This is a genomic window from Paraburkholderia sp. Cy-641, from assembly GCF_011752945.1.
Classification (GTDB): Bacteria; Pseudomonadota; Gammaproteobacteria; order Burkholderiales; family Burkholderiaceae; genus Paraburkholderia.
In genome coordinates this window covers 1-18,129 of the sequence record NZ_VWWM01000095.1, presented here as the reverse complement: position 1 = coordinate 18,129, position 18,129 = coordinate 1, and the positions used below count along the sequence as shown (strand labels likewise).

Sequence of the window (18,129 nt, the reverse complement as noted above, 5' to 3'; positions counted from 1 at the left end):
CGACGGCGGCCGCGAATGGCTCGCCGACCGCCTGCGCGAAGCGGGCGTCGAAGTCGAGGCGGTCGCGGCCTACCGGCGCGTCGTGCCGGAGCCGCCCATCGGCGCCTGGGCGCGCGTGCACGAACTGCTCGCGGGCCGGCCGCACGCATGGCTCGTGACCAGTTCCGAAGGCGTGCGCAACCTGCAAGAGCTTGCGCACGACCACCTCAACGCGAGCGAGATCGCACAGCTCAAACACGCGCCGCTCGTCGCGCCTCATCCACGCATCGCGCAGACCGCGCGGGCATTGGGTTTTGATAGGATGACGGTGTCCGGCGCGGGCGACGAGCGCATAGTCCGCGCGCTCGTCGCCGCGGCCGCCGTGCCTTCCGTGCCCCCCGTCGTCCAACCGGTATCGACCAACCCGGCTCAATCACGCATGACTGAAACGAACGCCTCCACGAACGCCGCACCCCAGCCGTCCGCAACCGCCGCGTTGCCGCCGAATCAACCCTTCACGCCGTACGAAGCGCACAAGCGCCGCAGCATGAGCGGGCCGCTGCTGTGGTTTGTGGTCGTGATCCTGGCGTGCGCGGTCGGCGTGGGCGGCTTCGCGATGAACCGCAAGCTCGTGCGCACCGAGCAGGCGCTGGCGCAGCGTCAGCAGGCCAACGACACGCAGACCAACGAGCTGCGCATCAAGCTCGACCAGGCGCTCGCCAGCGTGCATCAGGCGGACTCGCAGGTCGCGCAGTTCGAGGGCAAGCTCGCCGATGCGCAGGCCGCGCAGCAGGCGCTGCAACAGCAATACGCCGATCTCGCGCGCAATCGCGACGACTGGACGCTCGCCGAAGTCGGGCAGATGCTGTCGGCGGCGAGCCAGCAGTTGCAGCTGACCGGCAACACGCAGCTCGCGCTGTTCGCGCTGCAAAGCGCCGACACGCGCCTCGCGGCGTCGGACAGCCCGCAGGCGGTGGCGGTGCGCAAGGCGATCGCGCAGGACATCGACAAGCTGAAGGCCGCGCCGTCGACCGATCTCACCGGTCTCGCGATCAAGCTCGACAACGCGATCGACCACGTCGCGAACCTGCCGCTCTCGGGCGAGGCGCCGATTCCGCATGCGACGCCGCACGCGGCCACGTGGGCCGACACCGCGAAGGTGGCCGCGGCCACCGGCAAGCCGCGCTGGGAAGTGTGGTTCGACGAGGTCACGCACGGCATCGGCGATCAACTGACGAGCCTCGTGCAGGTGCGCCGCATCGACCATGCCGACGCGATGCTCGTCTCGCCCGACCAGGGCTATTTCGTGCGCGAGAACCTGAAGCTGCGTTTGCTGTCGGCGCGTCTCGCGCTGCTCTCGCGCAACCAGACCACGCTGAAGTCCGATCTGCAGGCGGCGCAGACGGCGCTCACGCGCTACTTCGACGCTTCGTCGAAAGAGACGCAAACAGTGATCGATCTCGTCAGGCAGGTCGATACGGGCTCGGCCGCGGTCGAACTGCCGAACCTCGACACGAGCCTGCAGGCCGTCAATCAATACCGGAACCGGGGTTAATCATGGCGATCCGGGGACTTCTTTGGCTCGCGCTGCTGTTCGTGATCGCGGTGGTGCTCGCGGTGGTCGGTCGCTTCGACGCGGGGCAGATACTGCTGGTCTATCCGCCGTATCGCGTCGACATGTCGCTCAATCTGTTCATCGTCGCGATCGTCGTGCTGTTCATCGTGCTGTATGCGCTCCTGCGCATCATTCGCAATATCTGGCGCATGCCGCAGCGCGTCGCCGCGTACCGCGCGCGCTCGCGCGTCGCGAAAGCGCATGCGTCGTTGCGCGACGCGATCGGCAACCTCTACGCGGGGCGTTTCTCGCGTGCCGAGAAGGCCGCGAAAGACGCGCTCGCGAACGGCGACAACAAGGGCGCGGCCGGCCTGATCGCGGCCACGGCCGCGCATCGCATGCACGAATATGCGCGGCGCGACGAATGGCTCTCGCAGATCGACGAAGCCGACTGGCAGGACGCGCGCCTGATGGCGACCGCCGACATGCGCGCCGACGGCCGCGACGCGGACGGCGCGCTCACCGCGCTGACCGAAATGCAATCGCAGGGCGCGCGGCGCATTCATGCGCAACAGATCATGCTGCGCGCGCAGCAGCAACTGAAGAACTGGAGCGAAGTGCTCAAGCTCGTCAAGACGCTGGAGAAGCGCGAGGCGATCCATCCGGCCGTGGCAGTGCGGCTGCGTCAACTGGCGGCCGAGAATCTGCTGCGCGATCGTCGTCACAACGCCGATGCGCTGCTCGAACTGTGGAACTCGCTGTCGGCGGTCGAGCGTCATTCGCCGCGTCTCGCCGATACCGCCGCCGAACTGCTCGTCTCGCTGAATCGTCCGCAGGACGCGCGCAAGATCGTCGAGGAAGCGCTCGCGCAGAACTGGGACGCGCGCCTGCTGCGCCGCTATCCGGACACGGCCGGCGGCGATGCGCTGCCGCTGATCCAGAAGGCCGAAGCCTGGCAGAAGGATCGTCCCGAAGATGCGGATCTGATGTTCACCCTGGGCCGTCTGTGCCTGCATCAGCAGTTGTGGGGCAAGGCGCAATCGTTCCTCGAACGCGCGCTGAAGCTTGCCGATAACGAGACGCTGAAGATCCGCTCGCATCGCGCGCTTGCGCGTTTGCACGAGCAGCTTGGCGATACCGAGAAAGCGAGCCAGCATTATCGCGAGAGCGCGCTGGCGATGAATGTGACCTGATGAGGCTCGCATCATGGCGTAGCCGCTGAGCCGCACAAGCCTCTCGAACCGCTACCCGATGGCCGCAGCCGATGCTGCGGCCATTTCTTTTTGCACCGCGTGATAGACGCGGGTTTGTCGTTGCCAGTCTTCGCTTGGGCTCTGGTCACCCATGATGGCTGCACTGCCGCAAGCCATCCGGACCGCGAGCGGCGCGCGACGTAGGCCACGTTCGCTGCGAGGTCAGAGCGACGGGCGACTCTCGCCAAATATCTGCAGCGATACATCAGACGTGACCTATTATAAAAAGTCGTGAGTAGTACGACTGAGGTTGCGATGCTGTCCGGCCAGGCTTCGCATTTCGGCGGCCCGGACGGCAATCCGCGAATCGTGCAACCGGTTGCAGGTGTCGTGGAGAAAGGGCAATGGTTCGCAAGGACATACTCGATGCGTTGCGGACGTACACCGAGCCGTTTCGCGTCACGAGCGGCAGCGATTTCTCGCTGAAGCATTTCGATCCCGGCGAGACGCTGGGACTCAAAATGGATAAGGCCGAGGCGCTGCAACTGCTCCAGCGCGGCTCGAAATGGCTTGCGATGGAGCAGGAGGTGCTCTACGCGCAGGACTCCTGGTCGGTGCTGCTGGTGTTCCAGGCCATGGACGCGGCGGGCAAGGACGGGACGATCAAGCACGTCATGTCGCGCGTCAATCCGCAGGGCTGCGATGTTTTCTCGTTCAAGCAGCCGTCGGCCGAAGAGCTCTCGCACGACTTTCTGTGGCGCTATGGCAGGAAAGTGCCCCAGCGTGGGCACATCGGCATTTTCAACCGTTCGTACTACGAGGAAGTGCTAGTGGTGCGCGTGCATCGGCATCTGCTCGATGCGCAGAAGATTCCGCCGGCACGGATCGGCAGCAATATATGGGACGAGCGGCTCGCCGACATCGCGCGATTCGAGGACTATCTGACGCGCCAGGGTGTGGTCATTCTCAAGTTCTATCTGAACCTGTCGTATGCGGAGCAGAAGAAGCGCTTCGTGGATCGTCTCGACAATCCCGACAAGCACTGGAAGCTTTCCGCCGCCGACATTCGCGAGCGCCGCTACTGGGACGACTATATGCACGCCTATGAAGAGGCCATTCGCGCGACGGCTTCGGAGGCGGCACCGTGGTTCGTCGTGCCCGCCGACAACAAACCTTTTACGCGGCTCGTCGTTGCGGCTGCGATCGTCGAGGCCGTCGAGAAGCTCGACCTCGCTTACCCGAAAGCCACGCAGGAGCAGATGAAGGACCTCGCCGCGGCGAGAGAGGAACTCGGCGCTGAAGCCGCGAATGCGACGGAACACACACAGGCAGGGGGCGATTCCGGGCATTGAAAGCTGCCCCTGACCAGACATCACCGGCATAACCGGAACCGGGAGAGAGGGAGAGACGAGGATGAGTTCAGTCGAGAATGCGGCGCCGTGGCATGCGCTACCGGCCGACGAAATCGAGCGGCAGTTCAACGTGGATTCCGCGCGCGGCCTCGATGCCGCAGAGTCAAGCGGGCGGCTCGCCACCTATGGCCCGAACCGTCTGCCGCAGGGCAAGAAGAAAGGGCCGGTCGCACGATTTCTCGCGCAGCTTCACAACATTCTGATCTACGTGCTGCTCGCGGCCGGCTTCGTCAAGTTCATGCTGGGCCTGTGGCTCGACGGCTCGGTCATTCTGGCCGTCGTGCTTCTCAATTCGCTGCTCGGCTTTCTGCAGGAAGGACGCGCCGAGAAAGCGCTCGACTCGATTCGCAACATGCTGTCCGCCGAGGCGCGCGTGCTGCGTGGCGCGGCGGTTCGCCTGATCCCCGCAGATGAACTCGTGCCGGGCGATATCGTGCTGCTGGAATCGGGAGATCGAATTCCAGCGGACATGCGTCTCGTCGACGCGAAGAACCTGCGCACGGAAGAAGCGGCGCTGACGGGCGAGTCCGTCCCGGCCGAGAAGAGCACCGCGCCGGTGCCCGCCAAAGCCACGGTCGGCGACCGCGGGAACATGGCGTTCTGCGGCACGATGGTCCTGTCGGGCCGGGCAACCGGCGTCGTCGTGGCGACGGGGAGCCAAACGGAACTCGGCCGCATCAACCAGATGCTCGCCGAGGTCAGCGTGCTGGAGACGCCGCTGCTGCGTCAGATCAAGAAGTTCGGCTACGTGATTACCGCCGTGATCGCCTGTGTCAGCGTGCTGCTGTTTTCCTGGGGGCACTGGCTCGGACATATGACGTTCGTCGAGCTGTTCCAGGCCATCGTCGGGATTGCGGTGTCGGTCATTCCGGAAGGGCTGCCGGCGCTCATCACGATCACGCTCGCGATCGGCGTGCAGCGCATGGCGCAGCGCAACGCAATTATTCGCCGCCTGCCGGCGGTCGAGACGCTCGGCGCCGTCTTGCGCATCTGCTCGGACAAGACCGGCACGCTGACGCTGATGGAGATGATGGTCGCCTCTGTCGTGACGGCGGACGCCTCCTATACCGTGACCGGCGACGGCTACGCCAGCGAGGGCGAGGTCAGGGCCGACGGCGAGCCGCTCGGCACCGTGCCGGACGTGCTCGGGCTGATGGGCCGCGTATCGCTGCTGTGCAACGATGCCGAACTGTTCGAGGAAGACGGCAAATGGAAAGTGGAAGGCGACCCGACCGAGGGCGCGCTTTACCCGTTCGCCGTCAAGCTCGGCATGGACCGTGCGGCCGAGACTGCCGCCGCGCCGAGAATCGACGCGATTCCCTTCGAGTCGGAGCACAAGTTCATGGCGACGCTGAACCGTTCGGCAGACGGCGAGATGCTGCTGGTCAAGGGCGCCCCCGAAGTGATCCTCGAGCACTGCGATCGGCAGCAGAGCGCGCAAGGCGCGGCGCCGCTCGATCGCGAGCGTTTCGCCCGCGAGGGGGACCGGCTCGCCGCGCAAGGCGAGCGCGTGCTCGGGCTGGCGTGGCTGCCGGACCCGGGCCTGCGAACCGGGAGCCTAGGTCCGCGGGACCTGCCGCGCACGCTTGTCCTGCTCGGCCTCGTGGGCCTGATGGACCCGCCGCGCAAAGAGGCCATCGACGCCGTGCGCGAATGCCACGGCGGCGGCATCCGTGTCACGATGATTACGGGCGACCACAAGATCACGGCGGCGGCCATCGCGAGAATGCTCGGTATCGGCGACGGCAGGACGGCCGTCGCCGGCACCGAGATCGAGGCGATGAACGATGCGGCGCTGCAGGAGTGCGTGCGCGACGTCGACGTCTTCGCCCGCGCGAGCCCCGAGCACAAGCTGCGGCTCGTCAAGGCGATCCAGGCGAACCGGCAGATCGTCGCGATGACGGGCGACGGCGTCAACGACGCGCCCGCGCTCAAGAAGGCGGACATCGGTGTCGCGATGGGCATCAAAGGCACCGAGGTGACGAAGGAGGCGGCAGGGATGATCCTCGCCGACGACAATTTCGCGTCGATCTCCGCGGCGGTGAAGGAGGGGCGCACGGTCTACAACAACATCGAGAAGGCGATGCTGTTCATGCTGCCGACCAATGTCGCGCAGGGCGCGGTGATCGCGGTGGCGATCCTGTTCGCCTTCACGCTGCCGATCACGGCGCCGCAGATACTGTGGGTCAACATGATTACGTCGGTCGCGCTCGGCCTGACCATTTCGTTCGAGCCGCACGAGGCGGACGTGATGCGCCGCTCGCCGCGTGCGATCGACCGGCCGATCGTCACGCGCTTCGGCATCTGGCGCATCCTCTTCGTGGGCGCGGCGCTCGTGCTCTATACGCTGTCGACGTTCTTCTGGATGAAGGGGCAGGGGGCGTCGGACCAGATGGCGCGCACGGCGGCCGTCAACGCGATTACGTTGGGCCAGGTGTTTTATCTGCTCAACATCCGGCATCTGCTCGATGCGTCGCTGTCGGTGAGCGCGCATCGGGGCAATCGCTATCTCTGGTACGGGATTGCCGGTGTCGTGGTGTTGCAGCTTCTGTTCACATATACGCTGCCGTTTCAGGCGATCTTCCATACCGAAGGTTTGCCCTTGTCGGCCTGGATGTGGCTCGTTTGCGGCGGCGTGCTGTTTTTCCTCGTGGTGGAACTGGAGAAGTTCGTGATTCGGCTGATACCTGCATTGAGATCGTTGGCGACTTCGCAGCAGGAAGGGGCGGTGTTGCGGGATGATCCGGTGAAGTAGGGCGCGGGCTCGCGCGGCGATACGGTTGCGCGAGATGTCCTTCGCATCGCGCGCAATGCGCTGGAATCGTGCACGGCCGCGGCGGCCCGCTCGCGATCTTCAGCCGTCCGTCGAGACCGTCACGGCTTCCCATGCACGGATTTCATCCGCGAATGCGGACAGTTTGTCTCGCACGAGCCCGAGTGCATCGCTGCCGAGCAGAAGATGCGCGGGCGGATGATCTGCGGCAATCGCCGCGAGCATCGCACGGGCCGCACGCCTCGGGTCGCCCAATTGCTTGCCGCTTTTTTCCTCGCGGGCTTTGCGGATGGGGTCGAAGACGGTGTCGTAATCCGCAATGGAGCGGGGCGTTCGCGTCATCGAGCGGCCTGCCCAGTCGGTGCGGAATGAACCCGGCGCCACGGCTGTCACGGCAATGCCGAAAGATTCGACCTCCTTGCCAAGGGCTTCGGAAATACCCTCCAGAGCAAATTTGCTGCCGCAATAGTAAGCGATGCCTGGCATCGTGATGTGGCCGCCCATCGACGTCATATTCAGAATGTGGCCGCGTCGCCGCTCACGCATGAAAGGCAGTACGGCCTTCATCATCGCGACGGCGCCGAACACATTCACGTCGAACTGCCGCCGCATCTCCGACAGCGGCGATTCTTCCATGACGCCCTCGTGGCCGTAACCGGCATTGTTGACGAGGACGTCAACGGGCCCCACGTTTGCCTCGATTTCCGCCACGACGCCATCGATGGCGTCGAAGTCGGTCACGTCGAGCACGCGGCCAAAAGCGGCGCTGGCGGACAGCGCTTCGAAATCATGCTTCGCCTGTGCGTTTCTCACGGTTCCGACCACCTTGTGACCTGCTGCCAGCGCTTCTTGTGCGAGTGCACGGCCAAAGCCGCTGCTGACGCCGGTGATGAGCAGGATTTTGCTGGATGCCATCGAAGCTTCTCCCAAATGTCGATTGAGCATGCATGGTAATCTGACGGGCGAGGCTGGATAAGCCGAATTTCACTGTTTTTCTTGCATAAAACTATGAGCGCGAAGCTCGCTTCTACTCGCCACACGGATCGACTCCCCCACAGCCAGAAACGCATGGTTGCGCTGCTGCGCGCGTTGGCTCCCGCAGAGGGCTACAACCTGACGGCACTGCCGAGCGTCCGTATTCTGCGTTCGAATCGTGCGCTGTCGCGCACGCCGGTTTTGTACGATCCCGGCATCGTGATCGTTTGCCAGGGCCGTAAGCGCGGTTATTTCGGAGACCGGCTCTATCTGTACGACGAGCATCACTACCTGGCGGTGTCCGCGCCGGTTCCGTTCAGCATGGAAACCGACGCAACGCAGGAGCGCCCGCTGCTCGCCCTGTATTTGCACCTCGATTTCGCCATGGCCGCCGAATTGGCGGCGCAAATCGACCGCGAAGGCGTAGCGGAACAGGTGCAAACGCCTCAGAGCATGATGTCGACACCGATGGACGATGCGATGCGGGCGTCCGTATTGCGCTTTCTCGAGGCGATGCACCGGCCGCTCGAAGCCGCCGTGCTGGGGCCGCAACTGCTGCGCGAACTGTATTTCCGTGTGCTCACCGGACCTCAGGGGAGTTCGATGCGAGAGGCGCTGGCGATGCGGGGGCAGTTCGGCAGGATCGGCCGATCACTCCGCCTGATCCACGCCGAGTACGCGCAACCTCTCGACGTCTCGCAGCTGGCCGGGGAGGCGGGTATGAGCGTCCCGAGCTTTCACAGCCACTTCAAGGCAATCACGCAGGTGTCGCCGATGCAGTACCTGAAGTCGACGCGTCTGCATCAGGCTCGCCTGCTGATGGTGCGCCAGGACCTGACGGCGGAGGCGGCGGGCCATGCCGTGGGTTATACGAGCCCATCGCAATTCAGCAGGGAGTTCAAGCGCCTGTTCGGCTTGACGCCGGCGGCGGAGGCGAAGCGTATGCTCGAAGGCTTCGCCATTCCGGCAGCTTTCGCGGATGCGACTTATGTTTCGTCCCACTGAGGTTGGGCGTGTTTCGCTTCGACTATGACCGCTCACTCGCCTATCGATCGGACCCGCGACTCGGTGTGCAGCGCCTCGCGATACTGCTGCGGCGACTGGCCCGTGTGTTGCCGAAAGCAGCGAGTGAAATGCGCCTGGTCGAAAAAGCCCAGACGTGCGCCGATCTGCACGAGCGGTGTTTCATGCTCCACTGCGAGGCATTGCAACGCGTCGTGAATTCTCGCGCGTTGAATGAGCCACTTTGGCGTTACGCCGAGGTAATTCGAAAAGACTCGCTGCATGGCGCGTTCGCTCAGGTTGAGGCGCTGCAGCAACGCGCGTGTCGTCGTGATGTCGCGGTCTTCCTGGATTGCGTGAACCGCCGTGTCGAGGCGCTCCACCCACGGGTCGAATGGTGGCCGTCGCTCGGACAATACCGCCTCGACCCGTGCGATCGCTTCGTCGTGATGGGCGGCATTCAGTACTTGCGCCTCGATTCGTGCGATGTCCGAACCGTGCGGCATGCAATGTATTGCCGGTACGACGGTATCGCGCAGTGCGGACATCGGACACTCGATCCATGGACGTAATCCGCCGCATTTGAAGCGCAGGCCGTGCACTCTTCCACGGCCGCGCAATTCCCGCGTGAAGAGGCCGCGCGACGGTCCATGAATCGCGGTTTGCCCGGCCTCGAATGCCAGATTGGCGTTCGGATAGGGCAGGACCTGTTGAAGATGACAGTCGGCTTCAGGCAGGTCCCACTCTACGATCCAGTGGAATTCGGCCCATGGGGCCAGCGATTCGCCGACCGGATAACGGCTGAGCTGGAATGTCTGGCCGATATGTTGCGGCAGCAGCACGGCGCGCTGCGACAGGGCGGCTCCGAATCCGGATGTCGGGTTTGTACAAGACAGCGCGGGCGTTTGGGTCGATGATGAGGCCATGCGTGCATTCCTGATTCGCGACGTGAGCGCTGCCTCGGCTATTGCCGCAGATTCCTTGTGAGAGGTTCCATGAGCGTGACTCCATCAGACCAAGAACCGCTGGTCGCCACGGGCGCATTCGACGTGAAAATCGCCCCGCCCGATAGCGTTGCCGTTCCCGCCCATGCTGCGCCTATCGGACGCCACGTTATCGAAAAAGCGTACCACGGCGGGCTGAAGGGCCAGGCGCTCGGGGAAATGCTAACCGCCGGCAAGCCGCGCGAGGGCGAAGCGACGTACGTCGCGCTTGAATCATTCGAAGGCTCGTTGGACGGCCGATGTGGTAGCTTCGCGCTGGCCCACTTCGGCGAAATGGACGCCGGGCGCGAGGCGTTGCGTATCGACATCGTGCCCGGTTCCGGAACCGGCGAGTTATCGGGAATCAGAGGCCAATTGCTGATACGGCGAGAGAGCGGCAAACACTACTACACGCTGACCTATTGGATCGCTTAGGGAGTTTCGGTTTGCGGCCGGTTATTGGCGTTTGGGGCTTTGTAATGTTCGCGGCGATGTACCCGGGTATGACCGTGCCGTCACTCACGACCTCTTGATGTCTCAAGCTTACCTTGGGCACGATTGCGGCAGCGCGTTGTCATGCATTTGGCATAGCCCTGTTCGTTTGCACAATCGCGGAAACTCGATCGGAAGCCGTGCGCCGTTGCCACACGTCCGGCGCATTACTCTTTGCTTTGACCCGACGTAACGGCACGGTCAAGGTCGAATTCACTTCACGCCGCACCGCGTATTTCGCCGCTGTCGGAATCGGGAAAACATGTTCTACCCGGCGGTACTCGTATCCGTCAGGTACTTGCGAAAAAACGTCAGCACGTCAGCGTTAAATTCTTTGTGGAAAGAGATACGGTCGAAGTCCAGTCCGTCGACGCAGATTTCTCGTGCCGCCTGCATGAATTCAGCCGAACAGGGTGCCATGAAGGAAAAATGCTGGGCGTGGGGAACGAGATGAACGTCCGGTTTCGTCGGTATTTCGCCTACGACGTTCGCGACGCTTTCTGGCGTCACTCCGCCGCCACCCAATTCGGATCTCCAAAGTTGCACGGGTATCTTCACATTGGAAAAGCTGTCTTTCGTGAAGAAGACGCTGACTGGATCGGCAATCACTGCCGCCTTGATACGCGGATCATGGACGAGTTCAGGGAGTTCTCCTTGATGTACCTGATTGCAGAGCGGCGTATTCACCCCGTCGCATAGACGCAGGTTCTTCCCAAAGCGAGGGTTGGCACCCACGGCGACGAGCCCGGTATATCCACCGCGCGAAAAACCGAAGATGCCGATGTCGTTTGCGTCGATCCTGGCTGCGGCGGTCCATGAGCCAAGCATGAAGTCGACCAGACGCTTGATATCCGCCGGCCGCTCGACGAATACCGGGAAATCGTTGATGCGGGTCTTGTCCATCGCATTGTCACCAGGATGGTTTATCGCCGCGACCACAAAGCCTGCATCTGCCAGTGCTGCGGCCGTGTCGCTATGGTCAAGGAAAGTACCGCCCCTGCCATGCGATATAACGATAAGTGGCAGCTTCTCGCCGGCGACCGGACAATCCCTGGTAACAGACAGCACGAACGGGCCCAATTTCTCGTTGCGAGGCGGTTGACTACACGGATACCAGACGGCTCCTTTGAGAGGCTGAAGCGATCCGTTGCCCGGAATTTCGATGAATTGAAAACCGGCCGCGTGCGCCAGCGAGGTCACAAGACATAAGGTGGCGAAGAGAAGGTTGGCACGGATCATTTTTCTTCCCGGTTTAACAATGCTAAACGCCTGGATTGTCGTGTCGATGTTACACGAGTGAGCGCGGACGCAAACTTGCCCTTTCGGAACCGGGCATGCGAGTTGGGGGGAGGTTATTGCCGTTTCCGGTCGTGAGACGTGGTGCGACCATCAGTGGTCAATCGACAGTCTGGGCTAGATCGCAGACAATCGTCAGCGTGTCAGTTGAACTTGGGCTGACGGCATCGACAGACGAAACCATACAAAAAGATCGCGACGATGAAAATACTGGGGATTTTCTTGTACTTGTACGGGTTATTGGGAGGGGTGGCCGCACTTTCGCTCACGATCGGTTTATGGTACGAAAAACCGGTTGGCCTGCCATGCGATGTGGTGAGCTGGGATGGGACGCTGTATGTCCGTGAGGGATTCGGAGGTGTGAGAGCATTCCTTGTCAATGAAGGCGGTTCGTTTCTGTTGGCGGCGCAAGGCGTGCATACTCACGCTCCATTCCCAGTGGAGATGCTGCAAGGTCTGACATCCGGCTCCGCTTTGCATATGGAGTTTTGTGACTCTCACCCTGTCCGTTTAACTGCGAATGGCGACGAAGTCTACAAACTGACACAGGAACGCGCGGAAGAGAACATTGCACGCGGGTTGAGATCGACGGTACGCTTCACTGCGTTTTGTTTCGTGGCAGCGATATTGGGTTTTTTGATGGGACGATGGGCATCGATGTACCGTAGTGGATAGGAACGCAAAAAAATGAATTCATGTAGTTCCCGGAAGTCCGGACCTACTACCCATTCGACAACAGCGAACTCACTACCGCCAGATGCAACCAGAGCCGTCACGACAGAACGTCACCGCGGAGCGCGTACTGGCCGGATACCTCGCGAGCGTAACCATAGGAACGCTCGTATTCGTGCTGCTAGCCATGCTGAGCAGAGTAGCCAGTTTCGAAAGCGCAACAAATAACTCGCTCGCAACGAAAGCGATTCATTTTGTCGTGATGCTAGTGCTGATGTTTGCCGTATCGTGGATGTTCGCTATCGGGATCACCGCACTTCCCTGTGCCGCGCTCTCCTTGCTGGCGCGGGCGTTCAGGATTCGCAACTGGATCTTTTATCTGCTCGCGGGAATTGCCCTTGGAATGCTGGCCGTTCGAGCTCACATTGAATTCTTCAATTCGGTTCACTGGTACACCGATCCACCAGACGAGAAGGATGTGACCTGGCTCCAGGGTTTATTCAGCGTGGGGCGATTCCTCGTTCCCTCCGGTGCGGTTGGCGGCATGCTGTTTTGGTGGATCGCGGGCAAACACTATCGGTCGACTGATGCGAAGTCCCGCTAGCCATCCATTCCGGACACAGGCCCAAAGCACTACCTGTTAACCAGCCTGGCCGGCACACTCACCGCGAGCAATCCACCCAGCACCATAAAAGCCGCCAGCATATACATCCCCGAATCGTTAGCCGCGGTCGCCTGCTTCAACCACCCGACCGCATAGGGACTCAGAAAGCCCGCCAGGTTCCCGATCGAATTGATCAACGCAATCCCCGCAGCCGCTCCCGTCCCTGCCAGAATCGCAGTCGGCAAACTCCAGAATAGCGGCAGCGTGGTCAGAATTCCCATGGTGGCCAGTGTCAACCCGGCCATCGCAAGCACGGTGTTATGCGCCCAGACAACCGACAACACCAGCCCCACGGCACCTGCGAACGCCGGCAACGCAATATGCCAACGCCGCTCGCGCGACCGATCCGCGCTGCGCGCCACCAGCACCATCGCAATGACCGCCGCCGCAAACGGAATCGCCGAGAGCAGGCCGATCATGAAAGCATCGGTCACGCCGGTCGCCTTGATGATCGTCGGCAACCAGAAGCTCACGCCATACAGTCCCATCACGAACGAAAAGTAGGTGAGGCTCAACATCAGCACACGCCCGCTCGTGAGCACCTGGCGGATCGGCATGTCATGCTTGGCCGCTTCTTCGGCGGATACCTGGCTTTCGAGCAATTGCTGTTCTTCGCGCGTCAGCCACTTCGCCTTCGCGATCCGGTCATCGAGCATGACGAACACGAGCACGCCGACGATGACCGACGGTAGCCCTTCGAGCAAAAACAGCCACTGCCATCCGTGCCAGCCGTTCACGCCGCTGAAGTTCTTGAGGATATAGCCCGACACCGGTCCGCCGATTACGCCGGATAACGCAATGGCCGTCATGAACCACGTCGTGATCCGTCCGCGCCGATGCGCCGGATACCAGTAGGTGAGGTACAGAATAATGCCGGGAAAGAACCCCGCTTCGGCGAGGCCGAGCAGGAAGCGCATGACGTAGAACATCGTCGGCGTGGTGACGAACATCGTCAGCATCGAGATGATGCCCCACGAGATCATGATCCGCGCGATCCACACGCGCGCGCCGACCTTGTGCAGGATCACGTTGCTCGGCACTTCGAAGATGAAATAGCCGATGAAGAAAATTCCCGCGCCGAAGCCGTACACGGCGTCGCTCAGGCCGAGGTCGGTGCTCATCTGTAACTTCGCGAAGCCGACGTTCACGCGGTCCAGATACGCGACGATGTAGCAGAGCATCAGTAGCGGCGCGAGCCGCCATGTGACCTTGCGGTAGGTCGCTTCTTCGAACGCGGAAGGCGGCACGCCGGCGCCGGGCTGGCGGAGCGGTTCTGCGGGACTCGCCATGGTATCTCCTCTTTTCTTGTGGAATGGAAGTACGGCTGTCGATCGATTCTAGTCGCGCACGGCGATTTGCATGACGAATCGATATGAGGGAAAACACTGACTGCGCGCAGAATCTGATGAGGGCGGCGCAAATTTTCGGGCGCCCGCCGCACCATGCCAGTGAGGCCGCCGGCTTCGAGCAGGCGGCAATCCGGCTCGCTTGTCGAGGGCATGGCATGGTTGAGCGGCTAGTACCGCTTGTCCGATTCCCCTATGGACAGCGAAGATTGTCGGGTGCTCGGAATGCTAAGACTGCCCCTCGGGGTCCAGGTCTGCTTGAGGTTGACGCCGTTCTTTTTATATTCGTTCGCGAGTTCGGTACGATCCCTGACGATTTTCCACCCTGTGTTTGCAACATACATGGCTACCGGAAAGCTCGGGGCGGCAACATGCTGATTCAGGACACTCGTCGGTTCCTCGTTCAGCATGAAAGCGACATAGTTGACCTGAGGGCCGTGCTGCACGAGTCTCCTGTTCCTGTCGCCGGCAGGACGCCGATCCGGGTCGACCGTGCTGATCGCGGCGTTTATCGCGTCAATTATTGCGGTCTCCTCCGTGCTGCCCGAAGGAACCGTGCTGCGTCTCCCCGTCAGTGAAAACATATCGTGGAGATCGTAGTCTCCAGTCAGCGGCAGCGTCTTCCAATCTCTCACATCTTTGAGCGGCTGAAGGGACGCTTTCAATGATTCCAGATCTTTCAGGTCAATGGGAAGGGCCCGATTGGTGCCCGCGTAACCGAGTCTATCGATAAGTTCTTCCTCTGCCGGAACGTCCGACACATCCAGTCGTGCCACGCCCTGTCCCATATGCAACATGCCGGACCTGTCCGGGTACAGGGTAGTCACGTAACCGGTAATGTCGGCCGCTTCGGCAGTTTTCCAAACGCTTTTGGCCGTTGTCGGCGAATAGAGCGCGTCTACCGTAGCTGGCTTGAGCGTCTTCTCCAGCGTATCGTGTCCTTTTGCTTCGGCACCTTCGCCGATTCGTTTAAGCGTGTGTTCTCCGGCAACACGGAAACTACATCCCGCATTCATCGTCTCCAGCGCTATTGAGATGGCGCGCACATGTTTTGCCGCGAGGAATCCTTCTCTGACGACCGCCTGTTCGGTACTCTCCAGGTCCTTGAAGGTTAACCCGACCGCCTCGTTTTTAATTCGCTGCACCAGGGCTCTTATCCGGTTTCTATTGGCCGGAGCCACGGGTCCGCTCAAGGACGATCGACGCGAATCGGTGCTGTTCGTGGTGACGGAAAGCGACGGGCGTGGCTTGAGAGCCGAACGTAGCGGGTGCTGCTCCGGGGCGGGCGGAGCAGGCTCAGGCGCCTCCTTCGTGGCCACCCCGAACGTGTACGAATTCAGTTGTGCGTAGAGGTTGTCAGTCGACGAAACTCCTGACGATGACATATCGGGTGTCCTTTCGAATGGAACATGTCAGCAATCTGTTTTGATGACATCTTCAGTGTTGTCCCGAATCGTGTTTGCCTTCGGCCTTTAGCCTCGATCCGGCTGTACTGGAAACATAAACTCGGCTCGCATAGGTCTCGTCTTCGAGTTACACACAACTCGTGTCGCCACCGATGATCCACATTCCCAGCCAGCACAACCGTGCATTGCCGTGTCGCTTCGATTGTGGTTCTTTTCACGCAAGTGGACCGATGCATAGCGCAACTTATGCTCAGTTAACGAAGGTGTCCCGGGAATGGCGCGACGGAGTGGCTTTGCAGCGGACATGATCGAATTCGGGCCGCATCCCGTTCATAAGCACACCGCGCGCAATGATGCTCAGGCCTTCGAGCGCCGCCGCTTCACTTTTCTAAACGCACCTTCCACCATCCACTTCGAGACACACGCCGGTGACGAACTCCGCGTCATCCGAAGCGAGATAGAGCGCCGCGTTGGCGATATCCTGCGGCGTCGAGAAGCGGCCGAGCGGAATGCCGGCGAGAAAGCGCTGGCGATTCTGCGGCGTATCTTCGACACCCATGAATTCGGAGAGCAGTGCCGTTTCGCCGATCACCGGATTCACGCAGTTCACGCGAATGCGCTCGGGTCCGAGTTCGACCGCGAGCGACTTGCTCGCGATAATCACCGCGCCCTTGCTGCCGTTGTACCAGACGAGCCCCGGGCGCGGCCGCACGCCCGCCGTCGATGCGATATTGACGAAGCTGCCGCCGCCTTGCTCGCGGAAATACGGCACGAACTCCTGCACGCTCCAGTAGATGCTCTTCACGTTCACCGCGTAGACGCGGTCGAATTCGGCCTCGGTTACTTCGAGCACCGGCTTGTTGCGATGCGTGGTGCCCGCGTTGTTGACGACGATCTGCACGCTGCCGAAGTCTTCGATTGCCGCCTCGCGCAGCGTGCGCCAGTCGTCGCGCAGCGCGACGTTGCCGGGCACCGCGATCGCCTTGCCGCCCGCAAGCGCGATCTCGCTCGCGACGCGCTCCGCGGCCGGCCCGTTCAGATCGTTGACCACGACGTTCGCGCCTTCGCGCGCGAAGGTCTTCGCGATGCCTTCGCCGAAACCCGAACCGCCGCCCGTGACGATGGCCGTTTTACCTGTCAAACGCATGATGTCTCCGTTGCTGGTTGTGAGGGATAGCAATGCGTCGTTGCGCCGAAGCCGCCGGCCGCGTCAATCACGAGCCGCCAGGCGCGAACCACGAGCGATGAGCCGCGGCCTAACCATGCCGGATCGCAATCGTCTTCAACACCGTGAACCCATACAGCGCCTCGAAGCCTTTCTCGCGGCCGTGCCCCGAATGCTTGACGCCGCCGAACGGCAATTCGACGCCGCCGCCCGCGCCATAGTTGTTGATGAACACCTGCCCCGAGCGCACGCGTCGCGCGAGCCGCATCTGGCGCGCGCCGTCGCGTGTCCAGATACCGGCGACGAGCCCGTATTGCGTGCCGTTCGCGAGCGCGAGCGCTTCGTCTTCGTCGCGGAACGACATCGCGGCGAGCACCGGGCCGAACACTTCGTCGCGTGCGAGGCGGTGGCTCGCGGGCACGTCGCGCAGCAAGGTCGGCGCCTGGTAGAAGCCGCTCTCGGGCGCTTCGGGAATCACTTCGCCGTGCGCGGCCATCGCAATGCCGTCGTGCTGCGCATCGGAGAGAAAGTCCCACACGCGCTGCTGCTGTTTCGCGCTGATGAGCGGCCCGCAGTCGAGGTCCGCTTGCGAAGGGCCGACGCGCAGCGCCTGGAATGCGCTGCCGAGCCGTTCGAGCAAGGGCTCGTAAATGGCCTCGTCGATCAGCACGCGGCTGCCCGCCGAGCAGGTTTGCCCGGCGTTCTGCACGATCGCCGAGACGAGCACGGGCAGCGCGGCCTCGAGATCGGCGTCGGCGAAGACGATTTGCGGCGACTTGCCGCCGAGTTCGAGCGTGACGGGCACGTGGTTTTCGGCGGCCATCTGCGTGACGAGCTTGCCGGTTTCGGGCGAGCCCGTGAACGACACGTGATCGATGCCCGGATGGCGCGCGAGCGCGGCGCCGGCCTCGTGCCCGTAGCCGGTCACGATATTGAGCGCGCCTGACGGCAGGCCGGCTTCGGCGGCCAGTTCGGCGACGCGGAGCACGGAAAGGCACGCGTCCTCGGCCGGCTTGACGACGCAGGCGTTGCCGGTCGCAAGCGCCGCGCCGACGCTGCGCCCGAAAATCTGCATTGGATAATTCCACGGCACGATATGGCCCGTCACGCCGTGCGGCTCGCGGATCGTCAGCACCGTGTAGCCGGCCTGGTAGGGCAGCGTTTCGCCGTGCAGCTTGTCGGCGGCGCCGGCGTAGAACTCGAAATAGCGCACGAA

At 62.3% G+C, this 18,129-nt stretch carries 15 protein-coding genes; 8 read left to right on the top strand and 7 right to left on the bottom strand.

The window, feature by feature from the left end:
• The 4 genes from hemDX to F3J20_RS30500 all read left to right on the top strand — a co-directional run.
• Positions 1–1,534 (top strand): fused uroporphyrinogen-III synthase HemD/membrane protein HemX (hemDX, locus tag F3J20_RS30515; protein WP_167285720.1); only part of this gene is annotated, 1,534 nt, incomplete at its 5' end.
• A gap of 2 nt (positions 1,535–1,536) precedes the next feature.
• Positions 1,537–2,727, top strand: a complete 1,191-nt coding sequence (locus F3J20_RS30510) for a heme biosynthesis protein HemY (RefSeq protein ID WP_167285719.1) — start codon at positions 1,537–1,539, stop codon at positions 2,725–2,727.
• Between the two features lie 404 nt (positions 2,728–3,131).
• Complete coding sequence (locus F3J20_RS30505; protein ID WP_167285718.1) at positions 3,132–4,079, top strand: polyphosphate kinase 2 family protein; 948 nt, start codon at positions 3,132–3,134, stop codon at positions 4,077–4,079.
• A gap of 61 nt (positions 4,080–4,140) precedes the next feature.
• Positions 4,141–6,894 (top strand): HAD-IC family P-type ATPase, encoded by a 2,754-nt coding sequence (locus F3J20_RS30500; protein ID WP_167285717.1) that lies wholly within the window; start codon positions 4,141–4,143, stop codon positions 6,892–6,894.
• A gap of 99 nt (positions 6,895–6,993) precedes the next feature.
• Here F3J20_RS30500 and F3J20_RS30495 read toward each other — a convergent pair whose 3' ends face one another.
• Positions 6,994–7,827, bottom strand: a complete 834-nt coding sequence (locus F3J20_RS30495; protein ID WP_167036770.1) for an oxidoreductase — start codon at positions 7,825–7,827, stop codon at positions 6,994–6,996.
• A gap of 93 nt (positions 7,828–7,920) precedes the next feature.
• On the opposite strand from F3J20_RS30495, the gene F3J20_RS30490 reads away from it, so the two are divergent.
• A complete protein-coding gene (locus F3J20_RS30490; RefSeq protein ID WP_167285716.1) occupies positions 7,921–8,892 on the top strand; it encodes an AraC family transcriptional regulator in 972 nt (323 codons plus the stop codon).
• A gap of 32 nt (positions 8,893–8,924) precedes the next feature.
• On the opposite strand, the gene F3J20_RS30485 is transcribed toward F3J20_RS30490, so the two are convergent.
• Positions 8,925–9,815 (bottom strand): helix-turn-helix domain-containing protein, encoded by an 891-nt coding sequence (locus F3J20_RS30485; protein WP_167036774.1) that lies wholly within the window; start codon positions 9,813–9,815, stop codon positions 8,925–8,927.
• 69 nt (positions 9,816–9,884) lie between these two features.
• Here F3J20_RS30485 and F3J20_RS30480 point away from each other — a divergent pair, with 69 nt between their 5' ends.
• Positions 9,885–10,307, top strand: coding sequence for a DUF3224 domain-containing protein (locus F3J20_RS30480; RefSeq protein ID WP_167036777.1), 423 nt, complete (start codon positions 9,885–9,887; stop codon positions 10,305–10,307).
• A gap of 324 nt (positions 10,308–10,631) precedes the next feature.
• Here the strand turns inward: F3J20_RS30480 and F3J20_RS30475 are convergent, their stop codons facing one another.
• Positions 10,632–11,603 (bottom strand): dienelactone hydrolase, encoded by a 972-nt coding sequence (locus tag F3J20_RS30475; RefSeq protein ID WP_167036780.1) that lies wholly within the window; start codon positions 11,601–11,603, stop codon positions 10,632–10,634.
• 258 nt (positions 11,604–11,861) lie between these two features.
• Here F3J20_RS30475 and F3J20_RS30470 point away from each other — a divergent pair, with 258 nt between their 5' ends.
• Positions 11,862–12,335 carry a hypothetical protein gene (locus F3J20_RS30470; RefSeq protein ID WP_167036783.1) on the top strand — a complete coding sequence of 158 codons (474 nt, stop codon included), beginning with the start codon at positions 11,862–11,864 and terminating at the stop codon, positions 12,333–12,335.
• A 172-nt stretch (positions 12,336–12,507) separates the two neighbouring features.
• Positions 12,508–12,936, top strand: coding sequence for a hypothetical protein (locus F3J20_RS30465; protein ID WP_167285715.1), 429 nt, complete (start codon positions 12,508–12,510; stop codon positions 12,934–12,936).
• Between the two features lie 29 nt (positions 12,937–12,965).
• Here the strand turns inward: F3J20_RS30465 and F3J20_RS30460 are convergent, their stop codons facing one another.
• The 4 genes from F3J20_RS30460 to F3J20_RS30445 form a co-directional block, all read right to left on the bottom strand.
• Positions 12,966–14,285 carry an MFS transporter gene (locus F3J20_RS30460; RefSeq protein ID WP_167036788.1) on the bottom strand — a complete coding sequence of 440 codons (1,320 nt, stop codon included), beginning with the start codon at positions 14,283–14,285 and terminating at the stop codon, positions 12,966–12,968.
• A 227-nt stretch (positions 14,286–14,512) separates the two neighbouring features.
• Entirely contained in the window at positions 14,513–15,523 is a 1,011-nt protein-coding gene (locus F3J20_RS30455) for a hypothetical protein (RefSeq protein ID WP_167285714.1), read from the bottom strand.
• 613 nt (positions 15,524–16,136) lie between these two features.
• Positions 16,137–16,895, bottom strand: coding sequence for an SDR family oxidoreductase (locus F3J20_RS30450; protein WP_167036793.1), 759 nt, complete (start codon positions 16,893–16,895; stop codon positions 16,137–16,139).
• Positions 16,896–17,004: 109 nt separating this feature from the next.
• The coding region (locus F3J20_RS30445; RefSeq protein WP_167285713.1) for an aldehyde dehydrogenase family protein at positions 17,005–18,129 on the bottom strand (1,125 nt) is incomplete at its 5' end.